General features: G+C 68.4%; 26 protein-coding genes. 11 read left to right on the forward strand and 15 right to left on the reverse strand.

The features are described 5' to 3' along the window. Position 1: 1 nt before the first annotated feature. A complete protein-coding gene (locus ACNO8X_RS00305; protein ID WP_020098804.1) occupies positions 2-304 on the forward strand; it encodes a DUF1416 domain-containing protein in 303 nt (100 codons plus the stop codon). A gap of 287 nt (positions 305-591) precedes the next feature. Next, positions 592-1,233 carry an FABP family protein gene (locus ACNO8X_RS00310; RefSeq protein WP_260937930.1) on the forward strand — a complete coding sequence of 214 codons (642 nt, stop codon included), beginning with the start codon at positions 592-594 and terminating at the stop codon, positions 1,231-1,233. Positions 1,234-1,570: 337 nt separating this feature from the next. Here the strand turns inward: ACNO8X_RS00310 and ACNO8X_RS00315 are convergent, their stop codons facing one another. Beyond that, the gene (locus tag ACNO8X_RS00315; protein ID WP_418003660.1) at positions 1,571-2,374 is read right to left on the reverse strand and encodes an aminotransferase class IV; all 804 of its coding nucleotides are present in this window, start codon (positions 2,372-2,374) and stop codon (positions 1,571-1,573) included. A 42-nt stretch (positions 2,375-2,416) separates the two neighbouring features. Here ACNO8X_RS00315 and ACNO8X_RS00320 point away from each other — a divergent pair, with 42 nt between their 5' ends. Further along, a complete protein-coding gene (locus ACNO8X_RS00320; RefSeq protein WP_418003661.1) occupies positions 2,417-3,481 on the forward strand; it encodes a YgfZ/GcvT domain-containing protein in 1,065 nt (354 codons plus the stop codon). A gap of 215 nt (positions 3,482-3,696) precedes the next feature. Beyond that, complete coding sequence (locus ACNO8X_RS00325; protein WP_133762387.1) at positions 3,697-3,909, forward strand: DUF3073 domain-containing protein; 213 nt, start codon at positions 3,697-3,699, stop codon at positions 3,907-3,909. Between the two features lie 61 nt (positions 3,910-3,970). Here the strand turns inward: ACNO8X_RS00325 and purM are convergent, their stop codons facing one another. Both purM and purF read right to left on the reverse strand, forming a co-directional pair. Continuing rightward, positions 3,971-5,053, reverse strand: coding sequence for a phosphoribosylformylglycinamidine cyclo-ligase (gene purM, locus ACNO8X_RS00330; protein ID WP_418003662.1), 1,083 nt, complete (start codon positions 5,051-5,053; stop codon positions 3,971-3,973). Between the two features lie 63 nt (positions 5,054-5,116). Then, positions 5,117-6,649: an amidophosphoribosyltransferase gene (purF, locus tag ACNO8X_RS00335; RefSeq protein WP_260937932.1), complete on the reverse strand. Its 1,533-nt coding sequence runs from the start codon at positions 6,647-6,649 to the stop codon at positions 5,117-5,119. Positions 6,650-6,856: 207 nt separating this feature from the next. Between purF and ACNO8X_RS00340 the strand changes: the two genes are divergently transcribed. After that, a complete protein-coding gene (locus tag ACNO8X_RS00340) occupies positions 6,857-8,209 on the forward strand; it encodes a DoxX family protein (protein WP_418003663.1) in 1,353 nt (450 codons plus the stop codon). On the opposite strand, the gene ACNO8X_RS00345 is transcribed toward ACNO8X_RS00340, so the two are convergent. The 3 genes from ACNO8X_RS00345 to ACNO8X_RS00355 form a co-directional block, all read right to left on the reverse strand. After that, on the reverse strand, positions 8,202-8,582 hold the full coding sequence (locus ACNO8X_RS00345; RefSeq protein ID WP_418003664.1) for a sterol carrier family protein: 381 nt from the start codon (positions 8,580-8,582) through the stop codon (positions 8,202-8,204). The two genes, ACNO8X_RS00340 and ACNO8X_RS00345, sit on opposite strands and share 8 nt — an antisense overlap. A 61-nt stretch (positions 8,583-8,643) precedes the next feature. After that, positions 8,644-10,932, reverse strand: coding sequence for a phosphoribosylformylglycinamidine synthase subunit PurL (gene purL, locus ACNO8X_RS00350; protein ID WP_418003665.1), 2,289 nt, complete (start codon positions 10,930-10,932; stop codon positions 8,644-8,646). Between the two features lie 52 nt (positions 10,933-10,984). Then, the gene (locus tag ACNO8X_RS00355; protein ID WP_071287789.1) at positions 10,985-11,407 is read right to left on the reverse strand and encodes a DoxX family protein; all 423 of its coding nucleotides are present in this window, start codon (positions 11,405-11,407) and stop codon (positions 10,985-10,987) included. A 135-nt stretch (positions 11,408-11,542) separates the two neighbouring features. On the opposite strand from ACNO8X_RS00355, the gene ACNO8X_RS00360 reads away from it, so the two are divergent. Then, a complete protein-coding gene (locus ACNO8X_RS00360) occupies positions 11,543-11,854 on the forward strand; it encodes a hypothetical protein (protein ID WP_418003666.1) in 312 nt (103 codons plus the stop codon). A gap of 4 nt (positions 11,855-11,858) precedes the next feature. On the opposite strand, the gene ACNO8X_RS00365 is transcribed toward ACNO8X_RS00360, so the two are convergent. Next, on the reverse strand, positions 11,859-12,212 hold the full coding sequence (locus tag ACNO8X_RS00365) for a VOC family protein (RefSeq protein ID WP_260972293.1): 354 nt from the start codon (positions 12,210-12,212) through the stop codon (positions 11,859-11,861). A 15-nt stretch (positions 12,213-12,227) separates the two neighbouring features. Beyond that, entirely contained in the window at positions 12,228-13,487 is a 1,260-nt protein-coding gene (locus ACNO8X_RS00370) for a M18 family aminopeptidase (protein ID WP_418003667.1), read from the reverse strand. 51 nt (positions 13,488-13,538) lie between these two features. Between ACNO8X_RS00370 and ACNO8X_RS00375 the strand changes: the two genes are divergently transcribed. Further along, the gene (locus tag ACNO8X_RS00375) at positions 13,539-14,549 is read left to right on the forward strand and encodes a Dyp-type peroxidase (RefSeq protein WP_418003668.1); all 1,011 of its coding nucleotides are present in this window, start codon (positions 13,539-13,541) and stop codon (positions 14,547-14,549) included. Then, a complete protein-coding gene (locus ACNO8X_RS00380) occupies positions 14,546-15,343 on the forward strand; it encodes a family 1 encapsulin nanocompartment shell protein (protein WP_043390374.1) in 798 nt (265 codons plus the stop codon). Before ACNO8X_RS00375 ends, ACNO8X_RS00380 begins: the two co-directional genes overlap by 4 nt. A gap of 4 nt (positions 15,344-15,347) precedes the next feature. On the opposite strand, the gene purQ is transcribed toward ACNO8X_RS00380, so the two are convergent. Continuing rightward, positions 15,348-16,022: a phosphoribosylformylglycinamidine synthase subunit PurQ gene (gene purQ, locus ACNO8X_RS00385; protein WP_418003669.1), complete on the reverse strand. Its 675-nt coding sequence runs from the start codon at positions 16,020-16,022 to the stop codon at positions 15,348-15,350. Further along, a complete protein-coding gene (gene purS / locus ACNO8X_RS00390; protein ID WP_418003670.1) occupies positions 16,019-16,258 on the reverse strand; it encodes a phosphoribosylformylglycinamidine synthase subunit PurS in 240 nt (79 codons plus the stop codon). The genes purQ and purS overlap by 4 nt, the downstream gene beginning before the upstream one ends. A 93-nt stretch (positions 16,259-16,351) precedes the next feature. Between purS and ACNO8X_RS00395 the strand changes: the two genes are divergently transcribed. Together ACNO8X_RS00395 and ACNO8X_RS00400 are read left to right on the forward strand one after the other, a co-directional pair. Next, positions 16,352-17,002: an MBL fold metallo-hydrolase gene (locus ACNO8X_RS00395; RefSeq protein ID WP_418003671.1), complete on the forward strand. Its 651-nt coding sequence runs from the start codon at positions 16,352-16,354 to the stop codon at positions 17,000-17,002. Between the two features lie 32 nt (positions 17,003-17,034). After that, positions 17,035-17,613 (forward strand): PA-phosphatase, encoded by a 579-nt coding sequence (locus ACNO8X_RS00400; protein ID WP_418003672.1) that lies wholly within the window; start codon positions 17,035-17,037, stop codon positions 17,611-17,613. A 3-nt stretch (positions 17,614-17,616) separates the two neighbouring features. On the opposite strand, the gene ACNO8X_RS00405 is transcribed toward ACNO8X_RS00400, so the two are convergent. From ACNO8X_RS00405 to ACNO8X_RS00415, 3 genes are all read right to left on the reverse strand, one after another. Continuing rightward, positions 17,617-19,257 carry an FAD-binding dehydrogenase gene (locus ACNO8X_RS00405; RefSeq protein ID WP_418003673.1) on the reverse strand — a complete coding sequence of 547 codons (1,641 nt, stop codon included), beginning with the start codon at positions 19,255-19,257 and terminating at the stop codon, positions 17,617-17,619. Positions 19,258-19,281: 24 nt separating this feature from the next. Beyond that, positions 19,282-19,986, reverse strand: a complete 705-nt coding sequence (locus ACNO8X_RS00410; protein WP_418003674.1) for a DUF2334 domain-containing protein — start codon at positions 19,984-19,986, stop codon at positions 19,282-19,284. A 90-nt stretch (positions 19,987-20,076) separates the two neighbouring features. Next, complete coding sequence (locus ACNO8X_RS00415) at positions 20,077-20,634, reverse strand: TetR/AcrR family transcriptional regulator (protein WP_418003675.1); 558 nt, start codon at positions 20,632-20,634, stop codon at positions 20,077-20,079. A gap of 79 nt (positions 20,635-20,713) precedes the next feature. Here ACNO8X_RS00415 and ACNO8X_RS00420 point away from each other — a divergent pair, with 79 nt between their 5' ends. Continuing rightward, a complete protein-coding gene (locus tag ACNO8X_RS00420; RefSeq protein WP_418006062.1) occupies positions 20,714-21,160 on the forward strand; it encodes a DoxX family protein in 447 nt (148 codons plus the stop codon). Here the strand turns inward: ACNO8X_RS00420 and ACNO8X_RS00425 are convergent. Further along, positions 21,089-23,278: a S9 family peptidase gene (locus tag ACNO8X_RS00425; RefSeq protein ID WP_418003676.1), complete on the reverse strand. Its 2,190-nt coding sequence runs from the start codon at positions 23,276-23,278 to the stop codon at positions 21,089-21,091. The genes ACNO8X_RS00420 and ACNO8X_RS00425 overlap by 72 nt on opposite strands. Beyond that, entirely contained in the window at positions 23,275-24,174 is a 900-nt protein-coding gene (locus ACNO8X_RS00430) for a phosphoribosylaminoimidazolesuccinocarboxamide synthase (protein ID WP_418003677.1), read from the reverse strand. Before ACNO8X_RS00430 ends, ACNO8X_RS00425 begins: the two co-directional genes overlap by 4 nt. Positions 24,175-24,198 lie beyond the last annotated feature (24 nt).

The following is a 24,198-nucleotide window of genomic DNA, read 5'->3' on the forward strand; positions in this document are numbered from 1 at the left end:
TATGTGCTCTGCACCCAAGCAAGGCCTGACGCTGCCGGCCAGCGTTGATCTGGAGAAGGAAACCGTCATCACCGGCCGCGTCGTCGACGGCTCGGGCCAGCCGGTCGGTGGCGCGTTCGTGCGGCTGCTGGACAGCACCGACGAGTTCACCGCCGAGGTCGTCGCGTCGGCCACCGGTGACTTCCGGTTCTTCGCCGCCCCCGGCACCTGGACGCTGCGTGCACTGTCCAAGGTCGGCAACGGCGACGCCGTGGTGGCCCCGACCGGTGCCGGTATCCACGAGGTCGACGTCAAGGTCGCGTAACTCTTTTTGCCGCGAGCGGCCGTGTTTGTACCCCGACACTCCCTGTCCGGACGTACAGATGCGGCCGCTCGTCGCATTTGAGGGACCGGTGCGGCGCACGTCACACCGGCATCGCGAGTAATCTGTCTCCCCGTGGTGCTTTTCTTCGAGATCCTGCTGGTCGTGGCCTCGCTGGCCATCACCTGGTTTGCGCTCTACGCGCTGTACCGACTGATCACCGACGAGTTGTGACGTCCGCCCCGGACCCTGAAAACGGCCCGGGCGATCCGAGCTCCGAGCTCGGCGCACTGGCCAGTTCCGGCGACCGCGCCATCGCCGCGGCAGCCGATCGCGCCAAGGCCACGGCCGCGCGCAACGTGCCCGGGTTCGACGACCTGCCGCTGCCCGCCGATACCGCCAACCTGCGCGAAGGCGCGCACTTCAACGACGCCCTGCTGGCCCTGCTGCCGCTGGTCGGCGTCTGGCGCGGCGAGGGCGAAGGCCGCGATGCCGCCGGCGACTACCGGTTCGGCCAGCAGATCATCGTGTCGCACAACGGCAACGACTACCTCAACTGGGATGCCCGCTCGTGGCGGCTCGACGAGAACGGCGAGTACGCCGGTCCGGGTCTGCGCGAGACGGGCTACTGGCGGTTCGTGAATGACCCGACCGATCCGCATGGACAGGACGAGTCGCAGGCCATCGAGCTGCTGCTGGCGCATTCGGCCGGCTACGTCGAGCTGTTCTACGGTGGCCCGCTGAACCAGTCCTCCTGGGAACTGGCGACCGATGCCCTGGCCCGCAGCAAGTCGGGCGTTCTGGTCGGCGGCGCGAAGCGGCTCTACGGGATCATCGAGAACGGCGACCTGGCCTACGTCGAAGAGCGCGTCGACGCCGACGGCGGCCTGACCCCGCACCTCTCCGCGCGCCTGGCACGTTTCGTCGGCTGACCCTCCGGCGGCGCCCTCGCCCGAGATGGACCAAATGGCTGCAGATACCCCTCGGATCACGACCATTTCGTCGATCTGGACGCAGCCAGTTCACAGCTGTTCCCGGACATGAGGCGACCCCCGAGCCAAGGTTCCTGGTTGGACAAGACCGGGAGGCTCGGGGGCCGGGTGGCTGCGGGATTTCGCGAGTGCGCTCGGACGAAATACCCGGCGCTACTAGCGGGCAGCCACCTCACATGTCCTCAAAGTTTCAATCAATTTGTCGGACCACCTCCTTCCCTGTGTACGTGCGACCGTACTCCCAGGTCCGAGCCCCGACAACCGATTTTTCTCGGACTCAGAACTGCCCGTCGATCAGCTCGGCGACCACCGACTCGAACGGCGATGCCGCCAACGCGCGCCCATCCAGGGTATGCACCCGCGCCGCCAGCGTGATCGCCGACAACAGCCAAACACCTTGTGCGGCAAGCAAATCCGACACCTCCACCCGCCGGTACACACACTCGACGCCCCGCGCCTCAGCGGCCGCGAAGAGCGCGCGCTGCGTCGTCGACGGCAGGATCGACGACGCATCCGGCGTCACCAGAACCGGCTCGCCGCCGGAGCCGGAGACCGCCAGCACGACCGCGGACCGCAGCCCTTCGAGCACCGCGCCCGTGGCATCGACGAACACCGCGTCGCCCGCGCCGGCCAGTTCGGCATGCCGCAGCGCGGCCACATTCGCCGCATAGGACAGCGATTTCGCAGCAGCCAGCGGCCAGTACGGCCGCACCAGCGTCACCGCTGCCACACCCTCCCGGCGGGCCGCCGCGACGCGATCCGGCACCGCGGAGATCATCACGAAGGCCACCACACCGTCGACACCGCGTCCGAGCACCAGCCGCAGCACGGCCTCCGCTTCGTGCCACTGACCGACCGCGGCCGACGCGGCCGCCCGCCACCGGACGGCATCGGGACACGGCAGGCCTGCCCGCACGGCCGACGCCGTCAGTCGCGCCAGATGCTCATCGAGCAGGAAGACGACGCCGCCACCCACCAACGCCGTTTCGAAGACGCCGTCACCGCGGGAGAACACCGGATCGTCGACGCGTACCGAGGCCCGGCAGCCCTCGACCGGGACGACGATCGGCGGCGGGGTCATGGGCAAAAGGCTAGTCGGGGCCGCACTCACTAGGCTCGAAGGATGAGCGCTGTTCCCGCCCCCGAATCCGGACCCGACGCCGGCGCCGTCTGGCACTACGGCGACCCACTCGGGGAGCAGCGCAGCGCAGCCGTCGACGCCATCATTGTGGACCGCGGCCATCGCGCGACCATCGAACTCACCGGCCCCGAACGACAGACTTGGCTGCACACCATCTCCAGCCAGCACGTCAGCGCCCTGCCGGAGGGGTCCGTCGTGCAGAACCTCAGCCTGGACCTGCAGGGCCGCGTCGAGGACCACTGGTTGCAGACCGAACTCGGCGGCGTCACCACCCTCGACACCGAGTCGTGGCGCGGGCAGCCGCTCGCCGACTTCCTGCGCAAGATGGTGTTCTGGTCCAAGGTCGAGGTGAATCCCGCCGACCTCGCGGTGCTGTCGCTGCTCGGGCCTGCCGTCAACGCACTCGACCTGCCGACCCCGGACGCCGAGTGGACCGCGGCCCCGCTGCCCGACGGCGGTTTCGTACGCCGTGTCGGGCCGCAGGAGATCGATCTGGTGGTGCCGCGGGCCGATGTCCCGGCATGGCGGCAACGGCTACTGGACGCGGGCGTCCGGCCCGCCGGGCTGTGGGCCTACGAAGCTCTTCGGGTGGCGGCGCTGCGGCCGCGGCTGGGTGTCGACACCGACGAGCGGACCATCCCGCAGGAGGTCGGCTGGATCGGCGGGCCAGGCGTCGGCGCCGTGCATCTCGACAAGGGCTGCTACCGCGGCCAGGAGACCGTCGCGCGGGTGCACAATCTGGGCAAGCCGCCCCGCATGCTGGTCCTGCTGCACCTGGACGGCGGCGAAGACCGTCCCGCGACAGGTGATCCGGTGCTCGCCGGCGGCCGGACGATCGGCCGCCTTGGCACCGTCGCGGACCATATCGACCTGGGCCCGATCGCGCTGGCGCTGCTCAAGCGTGGCGTGCCCGCGGACACCGAGCTGACCACGGGCGGCGAGTCCGAGGTACCCGCCGCGATCGACGCGGATTCACTGCCGGGCGCGGACACGACCGCCGGTGCGGGCCGGGCCGCCGTGGACCGGCTGCGCGGCGGCGCCCGCTAGGGGCCACCGAGTCCGGGCCGCGGTGCGGCCATCCGCCAGGTCATCCTGTTCGATCAGGCCGCAGCGCTGCACTGATTCGCCTCCGACGCCCGGGGAGGGTGGCCTGCCAGCATGAGACCGCCGGGCACGGTAAGCTAGCGGCAGGACAATAAACACACTCAGATCGGAGCCGCCTGCACATCGGGCCGCTCCGTTATTGCGCGAGGGGGTCCCCCATGGGCCGCGGCCGGGCAAAGGCAAAGCAGACCAAGGTTGCTCGAGACCTAAAGTACAGCTCACCGCAGACTGATTTCGGTCGGTTGCAACGGGAGCTGTCGAACGACACCGTTGGTTACAGCACCAGTGCCATCGATAACGACCTGGACGACGACTCGGGCGACGAGCCCGCCGGTCGCTGGGCCGTACCCGAAGACGACTGGCGTCACTAGACCCCACGTGCGGCCCTGAGATCAGGGCCGCTAGGCCCAGCCCCGCGCATGACTCGTCTGGTCAGAAGCGCGGGTGCTGGCCTACCAACTCGGCGCGAACGCTGCTCTTGCCACCCTTGTTCACGGTGCCCAGGGTCCAGCAGTCCAGGTGCCGGGCAGTCAGAATCGCCAGTGCGCGGTCGGTGTCCTCCGGCGCGACGACGGCGACCATACCGACTCCCATGTTGAACGTCTTCTCCATTTCGGCACGCTCCACGCGGCCGCGCTGAGCGATCATCTGGAACACCGGTGCCGGCGTCCAGGTGCCGCGGTCCAGCTCTGCGGTCAGGCCGTGTGGGATGACGCGTTCCAGGTTGCCGGCCAGTCCACCACCGGTGACGTGGCAGAAGGTGCTCACCTTGGTCTCGGCGGCCAGCGCCAGGCAGTCCTTGGCGTAGATCCGCGTCGGCTCCAGCAGCTCCTCGCCGAGCGTGCGGCCGAACTCCTCGACGTGCGCGGTCAGGTTCATCCGGTCGATGTCGAGCAGGACCTTGCGCGCCAGCGAGTAGCCGTTGGAGTGCAGGCCGGTCGCGGCCATGGCGATGATCACGTCACCCGGCTTGACCCGCTCGGGGCCCAGCAGATCGTCGGCCTCGACGACACCGACGCCGGTGGCGGAGATGTCGTAGTGGTCCGGCTCCATCAGGCCCGGGTGCTCGGCGGTCTCGCCGCCCAGCAGCGCACAGCCGGCCTGCACACAGCCCTCGGCGATGCCCGAGACGATCTCGGCCACCCGCTCGGGCACGGTGCGTCCCACGGCGATGTAGTCCTGCAGGAACAGCGGCTCGGCACCGCACACCACGAGGTCGTCGACGACCATCGCGACGAGGTCGATGCCGACGGTGTCGTGCTTGTCCATGGCCTGGGCCACGGCGAGTTTGGTGCCCACACCGTCGGTCGACGAGGCCAACAGTGGCTCGCGGTATCCGGCTTTCAGGCCGAACAGGCCGGCAAAACCTCCGAGGCCGCCCCGAACCTCGGGTCGGGTGGCCTTCTTGGCGTGGGGCTTGAACAATTCGACGGCGCGATCGCCTGCCTCGATGTCAACCCCCGCCGAAGCGTAGGAGGCGCCAATCGATTCAGCTCGCTCATCCTGGCTAGTCATCGGCCCCAAGGCTACCGGTCGCACCCTCACGGATGCACGTCGCGCCCGGGTGACGGCCGCTGGTCAGGGACGACGCAGGGCTGAGGCATTGTCGTTGTCGACGGTCAGCGGCAGTCCGGTGCGGGCCGCGGACGCCAGCATGTGCTCGACGACGTTCTTGCCGAGGGCAGCTTCACCGGGCAGTTCGATCGGGTAGTCGCCGTCGAAGCAGGCGCTGCACAGCCGGGTGGCGGGCTGCTCGGTGGCGGCGATCATGCCCTGCTTGGAGATGTAGCCCAAGGAGTCGGCGCCGATCGCGTGCCGGACGGCCTCGAGCATCTCGGGTTCGCTCGCCTCGGTGCTCTTGGCGTTGGCGATCAGCTCGGCCGGGGTGGCGAAGTCGATGCCGTAGAAGCACGGCCACTTCACCGGCGGCGATGCGATGCGCACGTGCACCTCGACAGCGCCGGCCTCGCGCAGCATGCGGACCAGGGCGCGCTGGGTGTTGCCGCGGACGATCGAGTCGTCGACGACGATCAGCCGCTTGCCGCGGATGACTTCCTTCAGCGGGTTGAGCTTGAGCCGGATACCGAGCTGGCGGATGGTCTGCGACGGCTGGATGAAGGTGCGCCCGACGTAGGCGTTCTTCATCAGGCCCTGACCGAACGGGATGCCCGAGCCCTGCGCGTAGCCGACAGCCGCGGGTACGCCGGATTCCGGGACCCCGATGACCAGGTCGGCGTCGACGGGCTTCTCCTGGGACAGCCGGCGGCCGATCTCGACGCGTGCCGCGTGGACCGAGCGGCCGGCGATGGTGCTGTCCGGGCGGGCCAGGTAGACGTACTCGAAGACGCAGCTCTTGGGCTCGGGGTTGGCGAACCGGGTGGAGCGCACACCGTCGGCGTCGATGGCCAGCAGTTCACCGGGCTCGATGTCCCGGACGAACGAGGCGCCGACGATGTCCAGCGCGGCGGTCTCTGAGGCGACGACCCAGCCGCGATCCAGCCGGCCGAGGGACAGCGGACGCACGCCGTGCGGGTCGCGTGCGGCGTACAGCGTGTTCTCGTCCATGAAGGTCAGGCAGAACGCGCCGCGGACCGTGGGCAGCAGTTCCAGCGCGGACTGTTCCAGGGTCGAGTCGGCGGCGCCGTGGGCCAGCAGGGCGCCCAGGATGTCGGAGTCGGTGGTGGCGGCGACGTGTCCACGCGAGTTGATCAGCCCGGCTGCGCGGGCCCGGGTGGCCAGTTCGGCGGTGTTGACCAGGTTGCCGTTGTGGCCCAGCGCGACGCCGGTGCCGGCAGCGGTGTTGCGGAACACCGGCTGCGCGTTCTCCCACGTGGTGGAGCCGGTGGTCGAGTAGCGACAGTGCCCGACGGCGACGTGGCCGTGCATGGCGGCCAGGGTCTGCTCATCGAAGACCTGGCTCACCAGACCGAGGTCCTTGAACACCAGGATTTGAGATCCGTCAGCGACGGCGATGCCTGCCGCTTCCTGCCCTCTGTGCTGCAGCGCATAAAGGCCGTAGTACGTGAGCTTTGCCACATCCTCGCCAGGGGCCCAGACCCCGAATACGCCGCATTCCTCGCGTGGCTCGTTCTCGGTCTGTTCGGTCACAATAGGGCTGCTCCCAGGGAGGCGGTTGGTGACACGAATGAGTCTACGGTCCAGCCGGCCGGTAAACGGAATCGAATTGCCGGTCCGCCTTCGAGTCCCGCCCCACCGGCGCACCGGCCGGGCTCAACTCCGGCTCGGCTGCCGCGCCGCGGCGGGCTTCGCGCATGGCCGTCAGTCGTCCTATCAGCCCACTTCAGTCCGGCTGTTTATATGGATTTCATGGCCAGTCAATTTTCCGGGAACACCGGTACCGCCCTAGTCGATTCGGTCGCGACGGAGCCGACCCGGCCATGGTCCACAGTGACGAAGATCGCATTCAGGTTTTGTTTTCTGTACTTCGGCCTGTTCTGTGTGCTGTTCGCGCAGATCCTCTTCGCCTTCTTCGGGATCGTGGGCGAGTGGCTGCCGAAGCTCGCCGTCATGTGGCAGATGGCCGTGCTGGGTCCGCCGCTGAAATGGGTCGGCCGCGAGGTCTTCGGTGTCGAGGCGGTGCTGCACCAGGACTCCGGCAGCGGCGATCAGACCGTGGTCTGGGTGATGGTGTTCAGTCTGGTGGTTGTCGCGGTCGTCGGGACCGCGGTGTGGACCCTGGTCGACCGACAGCGGCCCGACTACGCACGGCTGTCGGCGTGGTTCCTGACGTTCCTGCGGTTGTGCGTCGCCGGGCAGATGTTGTTCTACGGGTTCGCCAAACTGGTGCCCACGCAGATGCCGACGCCGCCGCCGAGCGCGTTGCTGCGGTCCTACGGGGATTTGAGCCCGGCGTCGGTGCTGTGGCTGCAGGTGGGCAGCTCCCATCCGTACGAGATGGTGCTCGGCGCCGTCGAGGTGCTGGCCGGGTTGCTGATGTTCCTGCCGCGCACCGCGACCCTGGGGACGCTGCTCGGGCTGGCCAGCATGGCTCAGGTGTTCCTGTTGAACATGACCTTCGATGTGCCGGTCAAGATCCTGTCCGGGCATCTGCTGCTGATGAGCCTGGTGTTGCTCGCCCCGCAGCTGGGTCGGCTGACGAATATGTTTGTCCTGCAACGCCCGTCCGAGCCGGTGAGCCAGCCCGCGCTGTTCAGCTCCGAGCGGGCCGATCGGCGAGCCGCCACGGCGCAGGCCGTACTGGGTCTGTGGGTGATGGTCGGCTGCATCTTCGGCAGCTGGCAGGCGTGGCACGCCTACGGCGGTGGCAAGGCCAAGCCTGAGCTGTACGGCATCTGGTCGGTCCGGGAGTTCAGTGTGGACGGCAAGCCGGTGCCGCCCCTGGCGACCGATCAGACCCGTTGGCAACGCCTGGTTTTCGAGAAGGACGGCGCGCTGACGTACCAGCGGATGAACGGCGAGCTGGTGGATGCCGCCGCCACCGTCGGTTCCGACACCATCAAGGCGACGGAACCCGGCGGTGCCACGCTGGCCGACCTGAGGGTGTCACGCCCGTCAGCCCAGCAACTGCGGTTGACCGGCACGCTGCAGGGCCGCCCCGTGCTGATCGACCTGGATCAGGTTGACCTCGACCAATTCACCCTGCGCAACCGGGGCTTTCACTGGGTCCAGGAGTACCCGTTCTTCAAGTGAGCGCCACCAGCGGCAGCCAGCCGGCGATCTCCGCGGCCCTCGATCCGGACATCTGCAAGCCGGCGGCGTCGGCCACCGTGCACAGTCCGGTGGCCAGCAGCAACCAGGTGCGCGGGTCGGTCTCGACCACGTTGGGCGGGTTGCCGCGGGTGTGACTGAGCCCCGAAATGCACTGCACCGCAACGAAAGGAGGGACGCGTACCTCGACGCTGGCGCCGGGCGCGACAGCCGCCAGGGTGCGCGCCGTCAGCCGGACGGCGTCGGCGATCGCGGCCCGCGGGGGCGCTTCGGTTTGCTCGTCGCGCAGCCAGTCGGCGACCAGCAACACCGCAGCCCGGGTCGTGGCCGGGTCGGGCGCCTTACGCCCGGCCATGGTTCAGCCTCGGTGATTTGTGCACGTTATTCCGCGGCGAGCGCGGATTTTCGTGCACAGCTCACTCGTGGGAGAACAGGGCGGGCAGCACGCTCTCGGAGGTGCGCCGCAGCTCGTCCAGCGTGACGCTGAACTGGCCCTGCACCTCGACCGAGTCGCTGCCCGGGTCCACCACACCGATGCGGACGGCCGGCAGCTCGCGGGCCTCGCACATGGCCAGGAAGCGGCTCTCCTCGGTGCGCGGCACCGCGACCAGCACCCGGCCGGCCGACTCGGAGAACAGCTGCACGAACGCATCCGAGTGCTCGGGAAGCAGGACCCGGCAACCGGTTTCGCCCGCCAGGGCAGCCTCGACGACCGCCTGGATCAGCCCACCCTCGGACAGGTCGTGCGCGGCCGAGATCAGGCCGTCGCGCGAACCGGCGGTCAGCACCTCGGACAGCAGCTGCTCGCGCGCCAGGTCCACCTTGGGCGGCACGCCACCGAGGTGGTCGCCAGTGACCTGGGCCCAGACGGAGCCGTCGAACTCGTCGTGGGTGTCGCCAAGCAGGATCAACGTCTCGCCCGGCTCCAGGCCGATGCCGGTCGGGATGCGGCGGTGCACATCGTCGATAACACCGAGCACGCCCACCACCGGGGTCGGCAGGATCGCGGTGGAGCCGGTCTGGTTGTAGAAGCTGACGTTGCCGCCGGTGACCGGAATACCAAGGGCCGCACAGCCGTCCGCGAGGCCACGCACGGCCTGCGAGAACTGCCACATGACGCCCGGGTCCTCCGGCGAACCGAAGTTGAGGCAGTTGGTGACGGCGACCGGGGTGGCGCCGGTGACCGCGACGTTGCGGAAGGCCTCGGCCAGCGCCAGCTGCGCTCCGGTGTAGGGGTCCAGCTGGGTGTAGCGGCCCGACGCGTCGGTCGACACCGCGATGCCGCGGCCGGTGGCCTCGTCGATGCGCAGCACGCCGCCATCGGCGTGCTCGGCCAGGACGGTGTTGCCGCGGACGTAGCGGTCGTACTGCTCGGTGATGAACGCCCGGCTACACAGGTGCGGGCTGCCGATGAGCTGTAGCAGGGTGGCGCGCAGCTCGTCACCGGTCTTGGGCCGGGTCAGCTTGGCGGAGGTGTCCGCGATCAGCGCGTCCTGGGTGTCGGGGCGCGCCACGGGCCGGTTGTACACCGGGCCCTCGTGCGCGACGGTGCGCGGCGGCACGTCGACGACGGTCTCGCCGTGCCAGCTGATCTTCAGTCGATCACCGTCGGTGACCTCACCGATGACGGTGGCCAGCACGTCCCACTTGCGGCAGACGGCCATGAACGCGTCGACGTTCTCCGGGGTCACGACCGCGCACATGCGCTCCTGCGACTCGCTGGAGAGCACCTCGGCGGGGGTCATGCCCGTCGCGCGCAGCGGCACCTGGTCCAGGTCGATGTGCATCCCGCCGTCGCCGGCGGACGCCAGTTCCGAAGTGGCGCACGACAATCCAGCGCCGCCGAGGTCCTGGATGCCGACCACGAGGTGTGCGGCGTAGAGCTCGAGGCAGCACTCGATGAGCACCTTCTCGGTGAACGGGTCGCCCACCTGAACGCTCGGCAGCTTCTTGCGGCCGGCGCCGGATTCGTCGCCGGAGAAGGTGTCCGAGGCCAGCACCGACACGCCGCCGATGCCGTCCAGACCCGTGCGGGCACCGAACAGGATGATCTTGTTTCCGGTACCGGAGGCGAAGGCCAGGTGCAGGTCCTCGACGCGCAGCGCGCCGACGCACAGAGCGTTCACCAGCGGGTTGCCCGCGTAGGACGGGTCGAAGATGGTCTCGCCGCCGATGTTCGGCAGGCCGAGCGAGTTGCCGTAGCCACCGACGCCACGGACGACGCCGTCGAGCACGCGGCGGGTGTCGGGTGCGTCTGCGGCGCCGAAGCGCAGCTGGTCCATCACCGCGACCGGACGGGCACCCATGGCCATGATGTCGCGGACGATGCCGCCGACGCCGGTGGCCGCGCCCTGGTAGGGCTCGACGTACGACGGGTGGTTGTGCGACTCGACCTTGAAGGTGACGGCCCAGCCGTCGCCGATGTCGACGACGCCCGCGTTCTCGCCGATACCGGCCAGCATGCCGGCGCGCATCTCGTCGGTGGTGGTCTCGCCGAAGTAGCGCAGATGCACCTTCGAGGACTTGTAGGAGCAGTGCTCACTCCACATCACCGAGTACATCGCCAGCTCGGCGTCGGTGGGCCGACGGCCGAGGATCTCGCGGATGCGCTGGTACTCGTCATCCTTGAGACCGAGCTCGCGATACGGCTGCGGCTGATCGGGCGTGGTAGTCGCGTTATTGACGGTATCGACCGAGGACGTCACGCCGATGAGTCTATCGTTGCCGATCGCGCCCGCCCGCCACGGCGAATGCCGGCTACTCGGTCCCGCCGATCAGCACCTTGAGCAATGCGGGACGCCGCAGAATGAGCGCGCCCCAGATCAGCAGGCCGAAGGCCACCGCGAAGACCACCGGGAACCAGGCCTGCTCGTGCAGGTCGATGGTCACCGCGCCGCCGAGATAGGCCGTCAGCCCGACCGCGCCCAGCACTGCCGTGCGGGGGATCGCCCACGCGATGACGCAGGCCAGCAGCACCCATCCGATGAGGTAAGTCTGATAGGGCGGGAAGCCGAGTCCCTCGGTCGCGGTGCGCGCGAACTCCACCCCGAGAATCTTCGGGATGGCATCGGCCAGCAGGAACAGCAGGAGGAAGGCGCTCAGCGCAAGGCCGACCTTCTCCGGTGTGGTTCGGCCGGCGAACGCGGACCGTGATTTCGATACATCCTTGGCGCCGGTCATGGCGACTCCGTTCTCGATCGATGTTTCAACACTATGTCGACCGTCGCGGGCGCGGAAACTCATCGTAACCGCACTCACAGCCAGCAGCTAGGAAGCACAAACGTGGGCCTTACGCACCGGATTTAGCGTGGCCGAATGAGACTCCAACTCGGTATCAACCGAGCCACGATCGCGGTGTTTGCCGTGGTCGCGGCATTGGTGTGTATCTGTGCCGGCGCGATCGTCGTCGCGTCCAAGGCGTGGCACGCCGCGTCTGAGCCGTATGTGTCGACCGGTGTCGAACTGGTCGACGACACCGAAGACCAGACCCAACAGATGATCGACCAGCAGCAGATGATCGCCTCGCAGCAGCAGGCCGAACAGCAGAACGAGTTGGCCCAGCAGGAGGCCCAACAGGCCGAGCAGCAGGGCCAGCTGGTCGAGCAGCAGGTGCAGGCGGGTCAGTAAGCCGTCAGGCCGCGCCGGCGATGCAGAAGGCGTTGCCCTCCGGGTCGGCCAGCACCACCCAGCGGGCCACCTCGCCGAACGCGTGCCGCTCGGTCTCGCTCGCGCCGGCAGCCTTGAGCCGCTCGATCTGGGGCTCGATGTCGCCCTCGAGATGGAAATCCAGGTGCAGCCGGTTCTTGCCGGGCGTCGGATCGTCGACCTGCTGGAAGCCCAGGTTCGGGCCTTCGGCGAAGTTGACGACGAAGAACTCCCCCGGCATCAGCGTGTGCACCTTGCCGCCGAACTGCGCGGCCCACCAGTCGGCCAGTGCCTGCGCGTCGGTGCAGTCGAACGTGACCATCTCCACTTTGAGTGCCATGGTCGCGACTCTAGGTCAGGCCGGCGACAGGAACGCCTGCAGCGCCGCGGCATAGGCCGCGACGTCGTGAGCGCCCATCACCTCGCGCGCCGAGTGCATCGCCAGCTGCGCGGCGCCGACGTCGACCGTCGGGATGCCGGTACGCGCGGCGGTCATCGGACCGATCGTGGATCCGCATGGCAGGTCGGCGCGGTGCTCGTACCGCTGCAGCGGCACCCCGGCCTGGGCGCAGGCCAGTGCGAACGCCGCGGCAGTCCGGCCGTCGGTGGCGTACCGCAGGTTGGGCTGCACCTTCAGCACCGGACCGGCATTGACCTCGATGAGGTGCCCCGGCTCGTGCCGCTCGGGGTAGTTGGGGTGGGTGGCGTGCGCCATGTCGCCGGAGGCCACCATCGACCCGGCCAGCCGGCGCAGCAGGTCTTCCCGCGTACCGCCGGCGGCCAGCACGATGCGTTCCAGCACCGTCAGCAGCAGGTCGGACTGCGCGCCGTGATCGGACGTCGACCCGACCTCCTCGTGGTCGAACAGCGCGAGCACCGGAACGTATGCGGCAGCCGGGGCGGCCAGGAACGCCTCCAGCCCGGCGTAGCAGGTGCCCTGGTTGTCCAGCCGGGGTGCGCTGATGAGTTCGCTGTCGACACCGATGAGCCGCGACGGCGTCAGGTCGTGGGTCATCAGGTCGGCGGCCAGCACGTCCACGCCCGCCACGCCCGCGCGCTCGGCGACATAGCCGACGAAGTCGCGGCTGCCTGTCCCGACGCCCCACACCGCGTTGACGTGCCGCTGCGGATCGAGGCTGACGCCCTTGCGGTCGTCGGACAGATGAATGGCCAGCTGCGGCACCCGCAGGATCGGGTCATCGATCCGCACCAGCACGTCCTCGACGGCGTTGCCGCGCCGCACCGAAAGCCGGCCGCTGATGCCGAGGTCGCGGTCCAGCCAGGAGTTCAGCCAGGCGCCGCCGTACGGCTCCAGCGCCACCACCTGCCAGCCGCTGACGAACCGGTCCGGGTGCTGCTTGACCCGCAGGTTGGGGCTGTCGGTGTGGCCTCCGACGATGCGGAACGGGTTCGGTGCGTCCGTCGTCTGCCACGCCACCAGGGAGCCGGCCCGGACCGTGAAGTAATTACCTGGAGTGGCAGGCCAGACGTCGGTCTCGGCGAGTTCGGTGAAGCCGGCGGCGGTCAGACGCGCGGCCACCGTGGCGCACACGTGGAACGGCGAGGGCGACGCGTCGATGAACCCGCAGAGGCCCGCGGCAGTAGCTCCGGTCATGAGGCCATCATCACCCGGAAATCCGCGGCGCTTGCCGCTAGGGTCGAATTCGTGCGTCCGCCTAGATCGCAACCGGTCACCAGTCCCCTGACATCCGCGGCGATCTTCCTCATCGCCACCATCAACGACGGCGCCGAGTCCGCGGTCAACGACGCGCTGTCCGGCTTGTCCGGCCTGGGCCGGGCCGTCGGATTTCGTACACCGGCAAGCGCTTTGGCGGTGGTGACGTCGATCGGCTCGGACGCCTGGGACCGCTTGTTCTCGGGGCCGCGCCCGGCCGGCCTGCATCGGTTCCCTGAATTGCAGGGCGCGCGGCATCACGCCCCGTCGACGCCGGGCGATCTGCTGTTCCATATCCGGGCCAATGCCATGGACGTGTGTTTCGAGATGGCCGGCCAGATTCTGAAGTCACTCGACGGCGCCGTCACGGTGGTCGACGAGGTGCACGGGTTCAAGTTCTACGAGAACCGCGACCTGCTCGGGTTCGTCGACGGCACAGAGAATCCCGACGGGCCGGACGCCGTGGCGGCCGTGCAGATCGGCGACGAGGATCCTGTATTCGCCGGTGGCAGTTACGTTCACATTCAGAAGTACCTGCACGACATGTCGTCGTGGGACTCACTCAGTGTCGCCGAGCAGGAGCGGGTGATCGGGCGCAGCAAGCTCGATGACATCGAGATGGCCGACGACGTGAAACCCGCGAATTCCCATCTGGCGCTCAACGTCATCACCGATGCCGACGGCAACCAGTTGCAGATTCTGCGGGCCAACATGCCCTTCGGCCGGGTCGGTTCCGCCGAATTCGGCACGTACTACATCGCGTATTCGGCCGATCCCGAGGTCACCGAGCGGATGCTGCGGAACATGTTCATCGGCGACCCGCCGGGCAACACCGACCGCATCCTGGATTTCTCCACTGCCGTCACCGGTGCGCTGTTCTTCACGCCCACAACGGATTTCCTCGACTCTCCCCCGCCGCTACCGGCGACACCCGCTGCACCCGCAGTACCCGAGCACGTCAGCCCCTTGTCCATCGGCAGTCTGAAAGGTCAACCGCAATGAACAACCTGTACCGCGAACTGGCTCCCGTCACCTCCGCCGCCTGGGCGCAGATCGAAGAGGAAGCCGCGCGGACGTTCAAGCGGCACATCGCCGGCCGCCGCGTCGTCGACGTGAGCGGCCCGAACGGCCCGACGGCCGCCGCCGTCGGCACCGGCCACCTGGTGGATGTCGCGTCACCGGCCGAGGGCGTCCAGGCGCACCTCCGCGAGTCCCGGCCGCTGGTGCGGCTGCGGGTGCCGTTCACGGTGTCGCGCACGGCAATCGACGACGTCGAGCGCGGCGCGCAGGACTCCGACTGGGATCCGGTCAAGGAGGCCGCCAAGAAGCTGGCCTTCGCCGAGGACCGCGCGATCTTCGAGGGCTACGCGGACGCGCAGATCGAAGGCATCCGAGCCTCCGGTTCCAACCCGGCGCTGGCATTGCCGAGTGATCCGCGCGGCTACCCCGATGTGATCTCGCAGGCGTTGTCGGAGCTCCGGCTGGCTGGTGTGGACGGGCCGTACTCGGTGCTGCTGTCGGCGGAGGCCTACACCAAGGTCACCGAGACCACAGAGCATGGCTACCCGCTGCTGGAGCATCTGAACCGGCTGGTGGACGGCGAGATCATCTGGGCGCCCGCCATCGACGGCGCGTTCGTATTGTCCACGCGCGGCGGCGATTTCGATCTGCAACTGGGCACCGACGTGACCATCGGATACCTGTCCCACGATGCCGATTCGGTGCAGCTGTACCTGCAGGAGACGCTGACGTTCCTGTGCTACACCGCCGAGGCGTCGGTCGCGCTCGACAGCTGAGCTGTCAGGCGCTGAGGACTGCGTCGAGCGCCGAGAAGAAGATGCCGAGCCCGTCGTCCGACGGGCCGGTGAGGGCCTCGGTGGCGTGCTCGGGATGCGGCATCAGGCCGACGACGCGGCCGTTGGCCGAACTGACCCCGGCGATCGAGCGCATCGAGCCGTTCATGTTGTCCCGGTAGCGGAACACCACGCGGCCTTCGCCCTCGAGTTCGTCGAGCACGTTCTCCGAAGCGACATACCGGCCTTCACCCGATTTGAGCGGGATCAGGATGTCGGCGCCGGCTTCGTAGCGGCTGCTCCACGCGGTCGAGGTCGCGGTCACCTCGAGCCACACGTCGCGGCAGATGAAGTGCAGGCCCTCGTTGCGGGTCAGCGCGCCCGGCAGCAGCCCGGCCTCGCACAACACCTGAAAGCCGTTGCAGATACCCAGCACGGGCATGCCCTTGCCTGCAGCTTCGACGACCGACGTCATCACGGGCGCGAACTTGGCGATGGCTCCGCAGCGCAGGTAGTCGCCGTAGGAGAAACCACCGGGGACGATGACGGCCTCGACGCCCTTGAGGTCGGGATCGGCGTGCCAGAGATTGACGGCCTCGCCGCCGACGGCGCGCACCGCGCGCTCGGCATCGACGTCGTCAAGCGTGCCGGGGAAGGTGATGACACCGACCTTGGTGGTCACGCGTCCTCCCGGTGCACCGAGAAGTCCTCGATGACGGTGTTGGCCAGCAGCGTCTCGGCGACGTGCTCCAGCGTCTCGTCGGACACGGTGTCGTCGACCTTGAGCTCGAACCGCTTGCCCTGCCGGACATCGGACACTCCGGTGATTCCGAGGCGCCCCAGCGCTCCGACAATCGCCTGGCCTTGCGGGTCCAGGATCTCGGCCTTGGGCATCACGTGCACAACGACGCGGGCCACGCGCGCTCCTTTGTTCGGGTCGGATTGCTCGCGCTTACTCTACCGGCGCCGGGAAAAGCCGCGATGCCGCCCGAGTGCCGCCAGAATGGACTGATGGAGCTGACGCACTTCGGACATTCCTGCCTGTTGGCCCGATTCACCGATGGCGATGCGGAAGCGACGGTGCTGTTCGACCCGGGCAACTTCTCGCACGGGTTCGAGGGCATCACCGGACTGGACGCCATCCTGATCACCCATCAGCACCCCGACCATGCCGACCCGGCGCGCCTGCCCGCCCTGGTCGAGGCGAATCCGCAGGCCAAGCTGTACGCCGACCCGATGACCGCGGCGCAGCTGGGCGGGCCGTGGCAGGCGGTGCACGTCGGCGACACCCTGTCGATCGGTCACCTGACGGTGCGGGGCGCGGGTGGCAAGCACGCCGTGATCCACCCGGAGCTCCCGATCATCGACAACATCTCGTATCTGGTCGGTGATGCTGGTCACGCCGCCCGGCTGATGCATCCGGGCGACGCGTTGTTCGTCCCGGACGAGCCGGTCGAGGTGCTCGCCGCACCGGCCGCCGCGCCGTGGATGAAGATCGCCGAGGCCGTCGACTTCCTGCGGGCCGTCGCGCCGCAGCACGCGGTGCCCATCCATCAGGGCGTCGTCGCCGAACAGGCCAAGGGCATCTACTACGGCCGACTCGACGAGATGACCGACACGGACTTCCGGGTGCTGACGCCCGAGCAGGAGACGCGGTTCTGAGCACGCGGCGGTTCCTGGTGTGGTGGCCCTTGGTGGGGTTCACCGCGACGATCGTGCTTGGCCTGGCCGTGAGGTCAGGTGACTCGGGCCTGGACCGCTGGTTCATGGAGACGTCGCAGGAACTACTCGGCAAGCACCCGTACTGGATGCTGGCGCTGAACCGGGTCCGGGTGCTGGTGCCGCTCTACCTGCTCGCGATCGGCATCCCGATGTGGCGGCGCGAGTGGCGGCTGGCCACCGTGGCCGCGCTGTGCCCGCTCATCTCGATCATCGGCGCGAAGGTGCTCAAGGTGCTGTTCGGCCGGCCTTGGTACGGCGAGAATCTGGCGTATCCCAGCGGCCACACCACGGTGGCGATCACCGTCGCGGCCATGCTGTTGCTCGCGATCGGGATTCACCCGTGGAGTGTCACGCTCGCCGTGATGGGTGCCGCCATCCCCTCGATTGGCATGGCCAGCAACGACTTCCATTACTTCACCGACATCATCGGTGGTGCGTTCTATGCCACGTCCATGGTGTGCCTGGCGGTGTTGGCCGCCGGCCCGCAGGCCCTGCACCATTCGCGAACCAGGGGCGCCTCCCACTGGGGAAGTGGCAGTGTTCGGCGGTAAACCTCAGCCCACGGCGCGGGCGGCGGCACGTCCGGCGGCCCGGCCCGAGAAGATGCAACCCCCGAGGAAGGTGCCTTCCAGCGCCCGGTAGCCGTGCACCCCGCCGCCACCGAACCCGGCAGCTTCACCGGCGGCGTACAGCCCGTCGAGCACCGCACCCTCGGGCGTGAGCACCCGCGAATCGAGGTCGGTGTGCAAGCCACCCAAGGACTTTCGAGTCAGGATGTGCAGCTTCACCGCGATCATCGGGCCGGCCTTGGGATCGGTCAGCTTGTGCGGACCGGCGATGCGCGCCAGCCGATCGGGCAGATAGGAGCGCGCCGCCCGGTAGGCGACGGTCTGGCCGTCGCTGGTGAGCTTGCTGGTCATCTCCTTGTCGCGGGCGGTGACCTCGGCCTCGACGGTCGCGTAGTCCAGCGGCACCACGCCGGGCACGTTGTTCATGGCAGTCACCAAGTCCCGCAACGTCTTCGCCGACACGAAGTCCACGCCCTTGTCGACGAACGCCCGGACAGGGGCGGGGCCGCCATTTCGGCTGCGCGCCAGCACTTCCCGCAGGTTCTTGCCGGTGAGGTCGGGATTCTGCTCCTGGCCGGACAGGCCGAACTCTTTGGCGATGATGCTCTGGTCGAGCACGAACCACGTGTAGTCGTAACCGGTTTGGCAGATGTGTTCCAGCGTGCCCAGGGTGTCGTAGCCCGGGTACAGCGGGTCGGGCAGGCGCTTGCCGGTCGCATCCAGCCACAGCGACGACGGGCCGGGCAGGATGCGGATGCCGTGCAGCGGCCACACCGGGTCGTAGTTGGTGATGCCCTCGGTGTAGTGCCACATCCGGTCGTTGTTGATGATGCTAGCGCCGGCGGCCGCACTGATGCCGAGCATGCGGCCGTCGACGTGCGCGGGGACGCCCGACAGCAGCTGGCCAGGCACCCGGCCCATGCGCTCGGGCCAGTTCTGACGCACCAGATCGTGGTTGCCCCCGATACCGCCGCTGGCGACGATCACCGCCTGCGCCCGGAACTCGAACTCCCCCAAGGCGTTACGCGACGACGCTTCGCCGCGGGCAGTGGTCGACGGCTCCAGTACCGCGCCGCGCACGCCGGTGACGACGCCACCGTCGACGACGAGCTCATCGACTCGATGCCGGTGCGCGAACTTCACCTTGGGATGCCCGACTACCCGTCGGGCGAAGACGTCGACCAGCGCCGGACCGGTGCCCCAGGTGATGTGGAAGCGCGGCACCGAGTTGCCCGGCCCCTTGCCGTCCCAGCCGCCGCGCTCGGCCCAGCCGACCAGCGCGAAGGTCTGCAGTCCGCGCTCGCGCAGCCAGCTGCGCTTCTCGCCGGACGCGAAGTCGACGTAGGCCCGCGCCCACTGCTCGGGCCAGTGATCCTCGCTGCGGTCGAATCCCGCTGTGCGCAGCCAATCTTCCAGCGCCCGCTCGTAGCTGTCGCGGATTCCGACGCGCCGCTGTTCGGCGCTGTCGACGAAGAACAAACCCCCGAACGACCAGAACGCCTGGCCACCGATATTGGCCTCGTTCTCCTGGTCGACGATCAGCACCGACCGGCCGCGCTCCAGCAGTTCAGCGGCGGCGACCAATCCGGCGAGCCCGGCCCCCACGACGATGACGTCAGCGTCCATGGGGCCACGCTAGCGCCCCGGCCTTCAGGCCGCGTCGGTTAGTGCCGGGTCCGGCAGCCACTCGTAGGCCGCGGGGCCGCAGCGGTGCATGAGAGAAAGATCGATGGCGTCGAGCATGGCCTGCCGCGGACCGATCCGCCGCAGCTGGGAGGCAGCCACGGCCAGCCGGACGGTGCCGCCGCGCCGGGCTGTGCGTTCGGCGGCCAGCACCAGGGTGCGACACCACCATGGCTCGGTGAGGAAGCCTTCGCCGATGCCGAGAACCCGAGCCCGCAAGGTCGTCGACCGCACCAGATCGGTGATGCCGCTGTCTCCAGCCAGCAGCCGGAAACCGTTGCGCGGCAAGGCCATCACGGTGCCCTGCGACGCCGTCCAGCCTGGTGCCGCGAACAACCGGGTGCGCAGGCCGAGGTGTTCGAGCACCCGGTCGGCGCCCATGAGCCGCAAGTTGGCCTCGTGGGCGGGCAGCGCGGCGAATTCGCCGCGGCGCTTCTTGCTGGCCGCTTCGTCGAATCCGTGCAGGACGACAGAGGCTCCCGCTGCGCGTTGTTTGGTCAACCACTCGACGGTCGGAATGTCGCGGTCCAGTCGGTAGCCGCCCTTGAGTCGCGGGGCGACCAGCAGCGATGCGGGAATCTGGCGTGCGTCGAGTTCGCTACAGAAGTCGGCGACATCGCCCAGCGTGCGGTCCCGGATGCCCGAGATCGAGACGATCAATTGGCCAGCCATGTAAGCAGTGTGGCAACTCCAGGTGTCCCGATGGTTGCCGTGACATTGGTGCCACCTGAACAGTTCCCATTGGCGCTCGCGGGAGATGGGTCAGTCGGAGAAGAGGATCCGGGCGAGGCGCTCGGCGGTGTCTACGGGGTCGATGTCAGTGTCGGTGACCGCACCGTTGAGCGTCAACAGCGCGAAGCCGTGCACCAGTGACCAGGCAGCCAGCGCCGAGCCCTCGGGGTCACGCTGCGCGTTGGGATCGGTGAGGGTCGCGACGCCGCCCGTGAGTTCGGCCGCCGCCTCGTCCTCGGCGGCACGCAGGTACGGGTCGGCCGGGTCGTAGAGCATCTTGTCGAACATGACGGCGTAGTGGCCGGGGTGATCGAGGGCGAATTGCACGTACACCCGTGCGGTGTAGGCGAATTCGGGCTTGGCGTCAGCAAGTGCCGCGGCCAGTAGCGTGAAGCCCTCGGTTGCCAGCGCGGTGAACAATCCGCGCCGATCTGTGAAGTGATGTGCGGGCGCCGCGTGCGATACCCCGGCCGCGCGGGCCAACTCGCGCAGTGAGATGGCGTCGGCGCCGCGTTCGGCGACGAGCGCGGCCGCCTGCGCCAGGATGACGACCCTCAGGTCGCCATGGTGGTAGCTGCCCTTGGCCATAACGGCATCCTATCTTGACAGCGACTAGTTCGGCGCTATCCTCAATCTAGACACCGACTAGATGAGGGAGGCACAGTTCGTGGCCGTACTTCTTGCTCTCGTTCTGGGCAGCCTGGGCGCCCGCGCTGTGGGCTGGCTCGGGGTTGCTTACGTCAACAGCTGGCCGAGCGCCATCGCGGTCGGCCTGGCGCTGATGTTCGTCATGACGGGGATCGCTCATTTCGTTCCCGGCATGCGCGGAGACATGATCGCGATCGTCCCGCCGCGGCTGCCGTCGCCAGAGCTGCTGGTGACGGTCACGGGCGTGCTCGAACTGCTCGGCGCGGCCGGCCTGCTGTACCCGCCCACCCGCGTCGCCGCGGCCATCTGCCTGTTCCTGTTGATGCTGGCCATGTTTCCCGCCAACATCTATGCCGCGCAGATGCCCGATACCCCGCCTTCGATGGCATCGAACCTAAGCGTGCGCTCCGTCGAGGAGGTCGTCTACCTGGCCGCTGCCATATTTGTCGCGGTCCGCGGTGGCTAGCACCCACGCGTACTGGAACGCCGCTTCCTTCCACCGCTCATAGCGCCCGCTGGTGCCACCGTGTCCGGCGGCCATCTCGGTCTTGAGCAGGACGGGATGGTCGTCGGTCTTGATACCACGCAGGGCGGCAACCCATTTGGCCGGTTCGACGTAGTACACCCGGGTGTCGTTCAGCGACGTCATCGCGAGAATCGCCGGATACTCCTGCGCCGTCACGTTCTCGTACGGCGTGTAGGACTTCATGTACTCGTAGACATCCTTGTCCGCCAACGGATTACCCCACTCGTCCCATTCGGTGACGGTGAGCGGCAGCGACGGATCGAGGATGGTGGTCAGTGCGTCGACGAACGGCACCTGCGCCAGAATTCCGGCGAACAACTGGGGCGCCATGTTGGCCACCGCGCCCATCAGCAGACCACCGGCGCTGCCGCCGAGGGCCACCAGGTTCTCCGGCCGGGTGACCCCGGTGGCGATCAGATGCTCTGCGGCACTGATGAAGTCGGTGAAGGTGTTCTTCTTCTGCAGCAGCTTGCCGTGCTCGTACCAGCCACGGCCAAGCTCGCCACCGCCACGCACGTGGGCGATGACGAACACCACGCCACGGTCCAGCAGCGACAGTCGCGCGATCGAGAAGCGCGGGTCCTCGCACGACTCGTAGGCGCCGTACCCGTACAGCAGCGCCGGCGCCGGGGTCGGCGCACCGGCCCGCTGGATGACCGACAACGGCACCTTCGTACCGTCGGGCGCAACGGCCCAATCCCGGCGCTCCAGGTAGTCCTCCGGCCGGTAGTCGCCGAGAACCGGCTGCTCGCGAAGGAGGATTCGCTCGCCCGTGGCCAGGTCCAGGTCATAGATCCGCACCGGGATGACGAACGACGTCGCCCCCACCCGCAGCCGCGGCGACGACCAGTTCGGGTTGCCCGACAGGCCTACCGACATCAACTCCGACTCGAAGGTGATCTCCTGAGGTTCGCCGTAGTTGCCGTCGGAATCCAAGGGCCACAGCTGGATTCGCGGCAGCGCTTCGCTGCGGTAGCTGATCACCAACTGGTCGGCGAACGCGTCGACACCGTCCAGGCGGACGTCCTCCCGGTGCCCGATCAGCGTGCGGGCGTTCGCCAGGCCGGCCAGCGGGGCATCGGACACCGGCACATCTACCAGCGTGAAGTTCTCGGCGCCGTCGTTGTGCAGGATCAGGAACCGGTCCTCGCCGCCGATCACCGCGTGCTCGACCGAGTACTCCACAGAGTCCTTGCGCGGCAACACCACAGCGAACTCGGCTTTGGCGTCGCCCGCGTCGGCGTAGCGCACCTCGGAGGTGACGGCGCTGCCCGCGGCAATGAACACGTACTTGTCGCTGCGGGTGCGGCCGACCCCGACCCAGAACCGCTCGTCGGATTCGTGGTGCACCTTCTCGCCGGGCAGCCCGGAACCCAGCCGGTGCCGCCACACGGTGTCCGGCCGCCAGGCGTCGTCGACCGTGACGTAGTAGAGCGTCCGGTTGTCGGCCGCCCAAGTACCACCGGCGCCGATGCCGGTGATCCGGTCGTCGTACAGCTCGCCGGTACGTAAGTCCTTGAACTTCAACGTGTATCGCTCGTCGCCTACGGTGTCGACGGAGTACGCCAGGATGTTGGCGTCGACGCTGACGGTGGCCGCGCCGAGCGAGAAGAAGTCGTGGCCCTCGGCCTCGACGTTCTCGTCCAGCAGCACCTGTTCGCCGGGGACCTCGGTGTGCTCGTCGAGCTGCGGCGGCGTCCAGTCGTCGGGATCGCTGATGGGGCACCGGCAGTGGACGCTGTACTGCTTGCCCTCGAAGCTGCGGGCGTAGTACCACCAGTCGCCGCGGCGCGTCGGCACCGAGAGGTCAGTCTCCTTGGTGCGGGCCTTGATCTCGTCGAAGATCTTCTGCCGCAACGGCTCCAGCGGCGCGGTGATCTCCTCGGTGTAGGCGTTCTCCGCGTTCAGGAGCGCGAGCACCTCGGGATCGTTTTTGTCCCGCATCCACTCGTACGGGTCGATGAACACGTCGCCGTGGTGTTCGCGGCGGTGCTCGACCTTTTTCGCAATCGGTGGCGTGCACTCAGGCCGTTGATTCGCTCGGCGAGCCTCGCTCATGCGCCGATCCAATCCGCAAAGCGGCGACCCGAAATCCGTTCGTACGCTTCGATGTACCGCGCCCGCGTCGCCTCGACAATGTCGTCGGGCAACGCCGGCGGCGGGGTGTCACCGGCGCGGTCCCAGCTGGAGTCCGGCCCGGTCAGCCAGTTCCGGACGAACTGCTTGTCAAAGCTGGGCTGCACCACGCCTTCGGTGTAGCCATCGACCGGCCAGTACCGGGACGAGTCCGGCGTCAGCACCTCGTCGGCCAGCACCAGAGTGCCGTCGGCGTCGACCCCGAACTCGAACTTGGTGTCCGCCAAAATGATTCCCTTGGTGAGCGCGTGCGCGGCGGCGGCGCTGTACACCTTCAGGGTTTCGTCGCGCAGCTGCTCGGCCCGCTCGGTACCCACCAGCTTCTCGACGGCGTCGAAAGCGATGTTCTCGTCGTGCGCACCGATCTCGGCCTTCGTCGCGGGCGTGAACAGGGGCTCGGCGAACGGGCTGGCCTCGGTCAGCCCTGCGGGCAGGGCAATACCGCACACCTGCCCCGTCTTGCGGTAGTCGATGAGCCCCGAACCGGTCAGGTATCCGCGCGCCACGCACTCGACCGGCATCATCTCCAGGCTGCGCACCACCAGGGCGCGGCCCAGCACCTCGGCGGGGATGCGCTCGTCGTCGGCTGGGCCGGCGAGGTGGTTGGCGGTGCCCAGCTGCTCGGCCAGGTAGTCGAAGAAGAAGACGCTCATGGCGGTCAGGACCCGGCCCTTGTCCGGGATCTCGCTGTCGAGCACGTAGTCGAACGCCGAAATCCGGTCTGACGCGACGAACAGCAGGTGGTCGTCGTCGATGCGGTACAGGTCGCGAACCTTACCGCTGGTCAGATGCCGGTAGTCGGACAAAGCTGGGCGCATCGGACCACCCTATCTGTTGGGATA

Origin of the sequence: Mycobacterium sp. PDNC021 (assembly GCF_048282635.1) — a bacterium.
In the GTDB taxonomy this organism is placed as follows: domain Bacteria; phylum Actinomycetota; class Actinomycetes; order Mycobacteriales; family Mycobacteriaceae; genus Mycobacterium; species Mycobacterium llatzerense.

What these genes read in the sequence shown, in the direction of transcription:
- ACNO8X_RS00305 (WP_020098804.1), top strand. Translation starts at nt 2, where the DNA reads ATGTGCTCTGCACCCAAGCAAGGCCTGACGCTGCCGGCCAGCGTTGAT.
- ACNO8X_RS00315 (WP_418003660.1), bottom strand. Translation starts at nt 2,374, where the DNA reads ATGACCCCGCCGCCGATCGTCGTCCCGGTCGAGGGCTGCCGGGCCTCG.
- ACNO8X_RS00320 (WP_418003661.1), top strand. Translation starts at nt 2,417, where the DNA reads ATGAGCGCTGTTCCCGCCCCCGAATCCGGACCCGACGCCGGCGCCGTC.
- ACNO8X_RS00325 (WP_133762387.1), top strand. Translation starts at nt 3,697, where the DNA reads ATGGGCCGCGGCCGGGCAAAGGCAAAGCAGACCAAGGTTGCTCGAGAC.
- purM (WP_418003662.1), bottom strand. Translation starts at nt 5,053, where the DNA reads ATGACTAGCCAGGATGAGCGAGCTGAATCGATTGGCGCCTCCTACGCT.
- ACNO8X_RS00340 (WP_418003663.1), top strand. Translation starts at nt 6,857, where the DNA reads ATGGATTTCATGGCCAGTCAATTTTCCGGGAACACCGGTACCGCCCTA.
- ACNO8X_RS00345 (WP_418003664.1), bottom strand. Translation starts at nt 8,582, where the DNA reads ATGGCCGGGCGTAAGGCGCCCGACCCGGCCACGACCCGGGCTGCGGTG.
- ACNO8X_RS00355 (WP_071287789.1), bottom strand. Translation starts at nt 11,407, where the DNA reads ATGACCGGCGCCAAGGATGTATCGAAATCACGGTCCGCGTTCGCCGGC.
- ACNO8X_RS00360 (WP_418003666.1), top strand. Translation starts at nt 11,543, where the DNA reads ATGAGACTCCAACTCGGTATCAACCGAGCCACGATCGCGGTGTTTGCC.
- ACNO8X_RS00365 (WP_260972293.1), bottom strand. Translation starts at nt 12,212, where the DNA reads ATGGCACTCAAAGTGGAGATGGTCACGTTCGACTGCACCGACGCGCAG.
- ACNO8X_RS00370 (WP_418003667.1), bottom strand. Translation starts at nt 13,487, where the DNA reads ATGACCGGAGCTACTGCCGCGGGCCTCTGCGGGTTCATCGACGCGTCG.
- ACNO8X_RS00380 (WP_043390374.1), top strand. Translation starts at nt 14,546, where the DNA reads ATGAACAACCTGTACCGCGAACTGGCTCCCGTCACCTCCGCCGCCTGG.
- ACNO8X_RS00395 (WP_418003671.1), top strand. Translation starts at nt 16,352, where the DNA reads ATGGAGCTGACGCACTTCGGACATTCCTGCCTGTTGGCCCGATTCACC.
- ACNO8X_RS00405 (WP_418003673.1), bottom strand. Translation starts at nt 19,257, where the DNA reads ATGGACGCTGACGTCATCGTCGTGGGGGCCGGGCTCGCCGGATTGGTC.
- ACNO8X_RS00410 (WP_418003674.1), bottom strand. Translation starts at nt 19,986, where the DNA reads ATGGCTGGCCAATTGATCGTCTCGATCTCGGGCATCCGGGACCGCACG.
- ACNO8X_RS00415 (WP_418003675.1), bottom strand. Translation starts at nt 20,634, where the DNA reads ATGGCCAAGGGCAGCTACCACCATGGCGACCTGAGGGTCGTCATCCTG.
- ACNO8X_RS00425 (WP_418003676.1), bottom strand. Translation starts at nt 23,278, where the DNA reads ATGAGCGAGGCTCGCCGAGCGAATCAACGGCCTGAGTGCACGCCACCG.
- ACNO8X_RS00430 (WP_418003677.1), bottom strand. Translation starts at nt 24,174, where the DNA reads ATGCGCCCAGCTTTGTCCGACTACCGGCATCTGACCAGCGGTAAGGTT.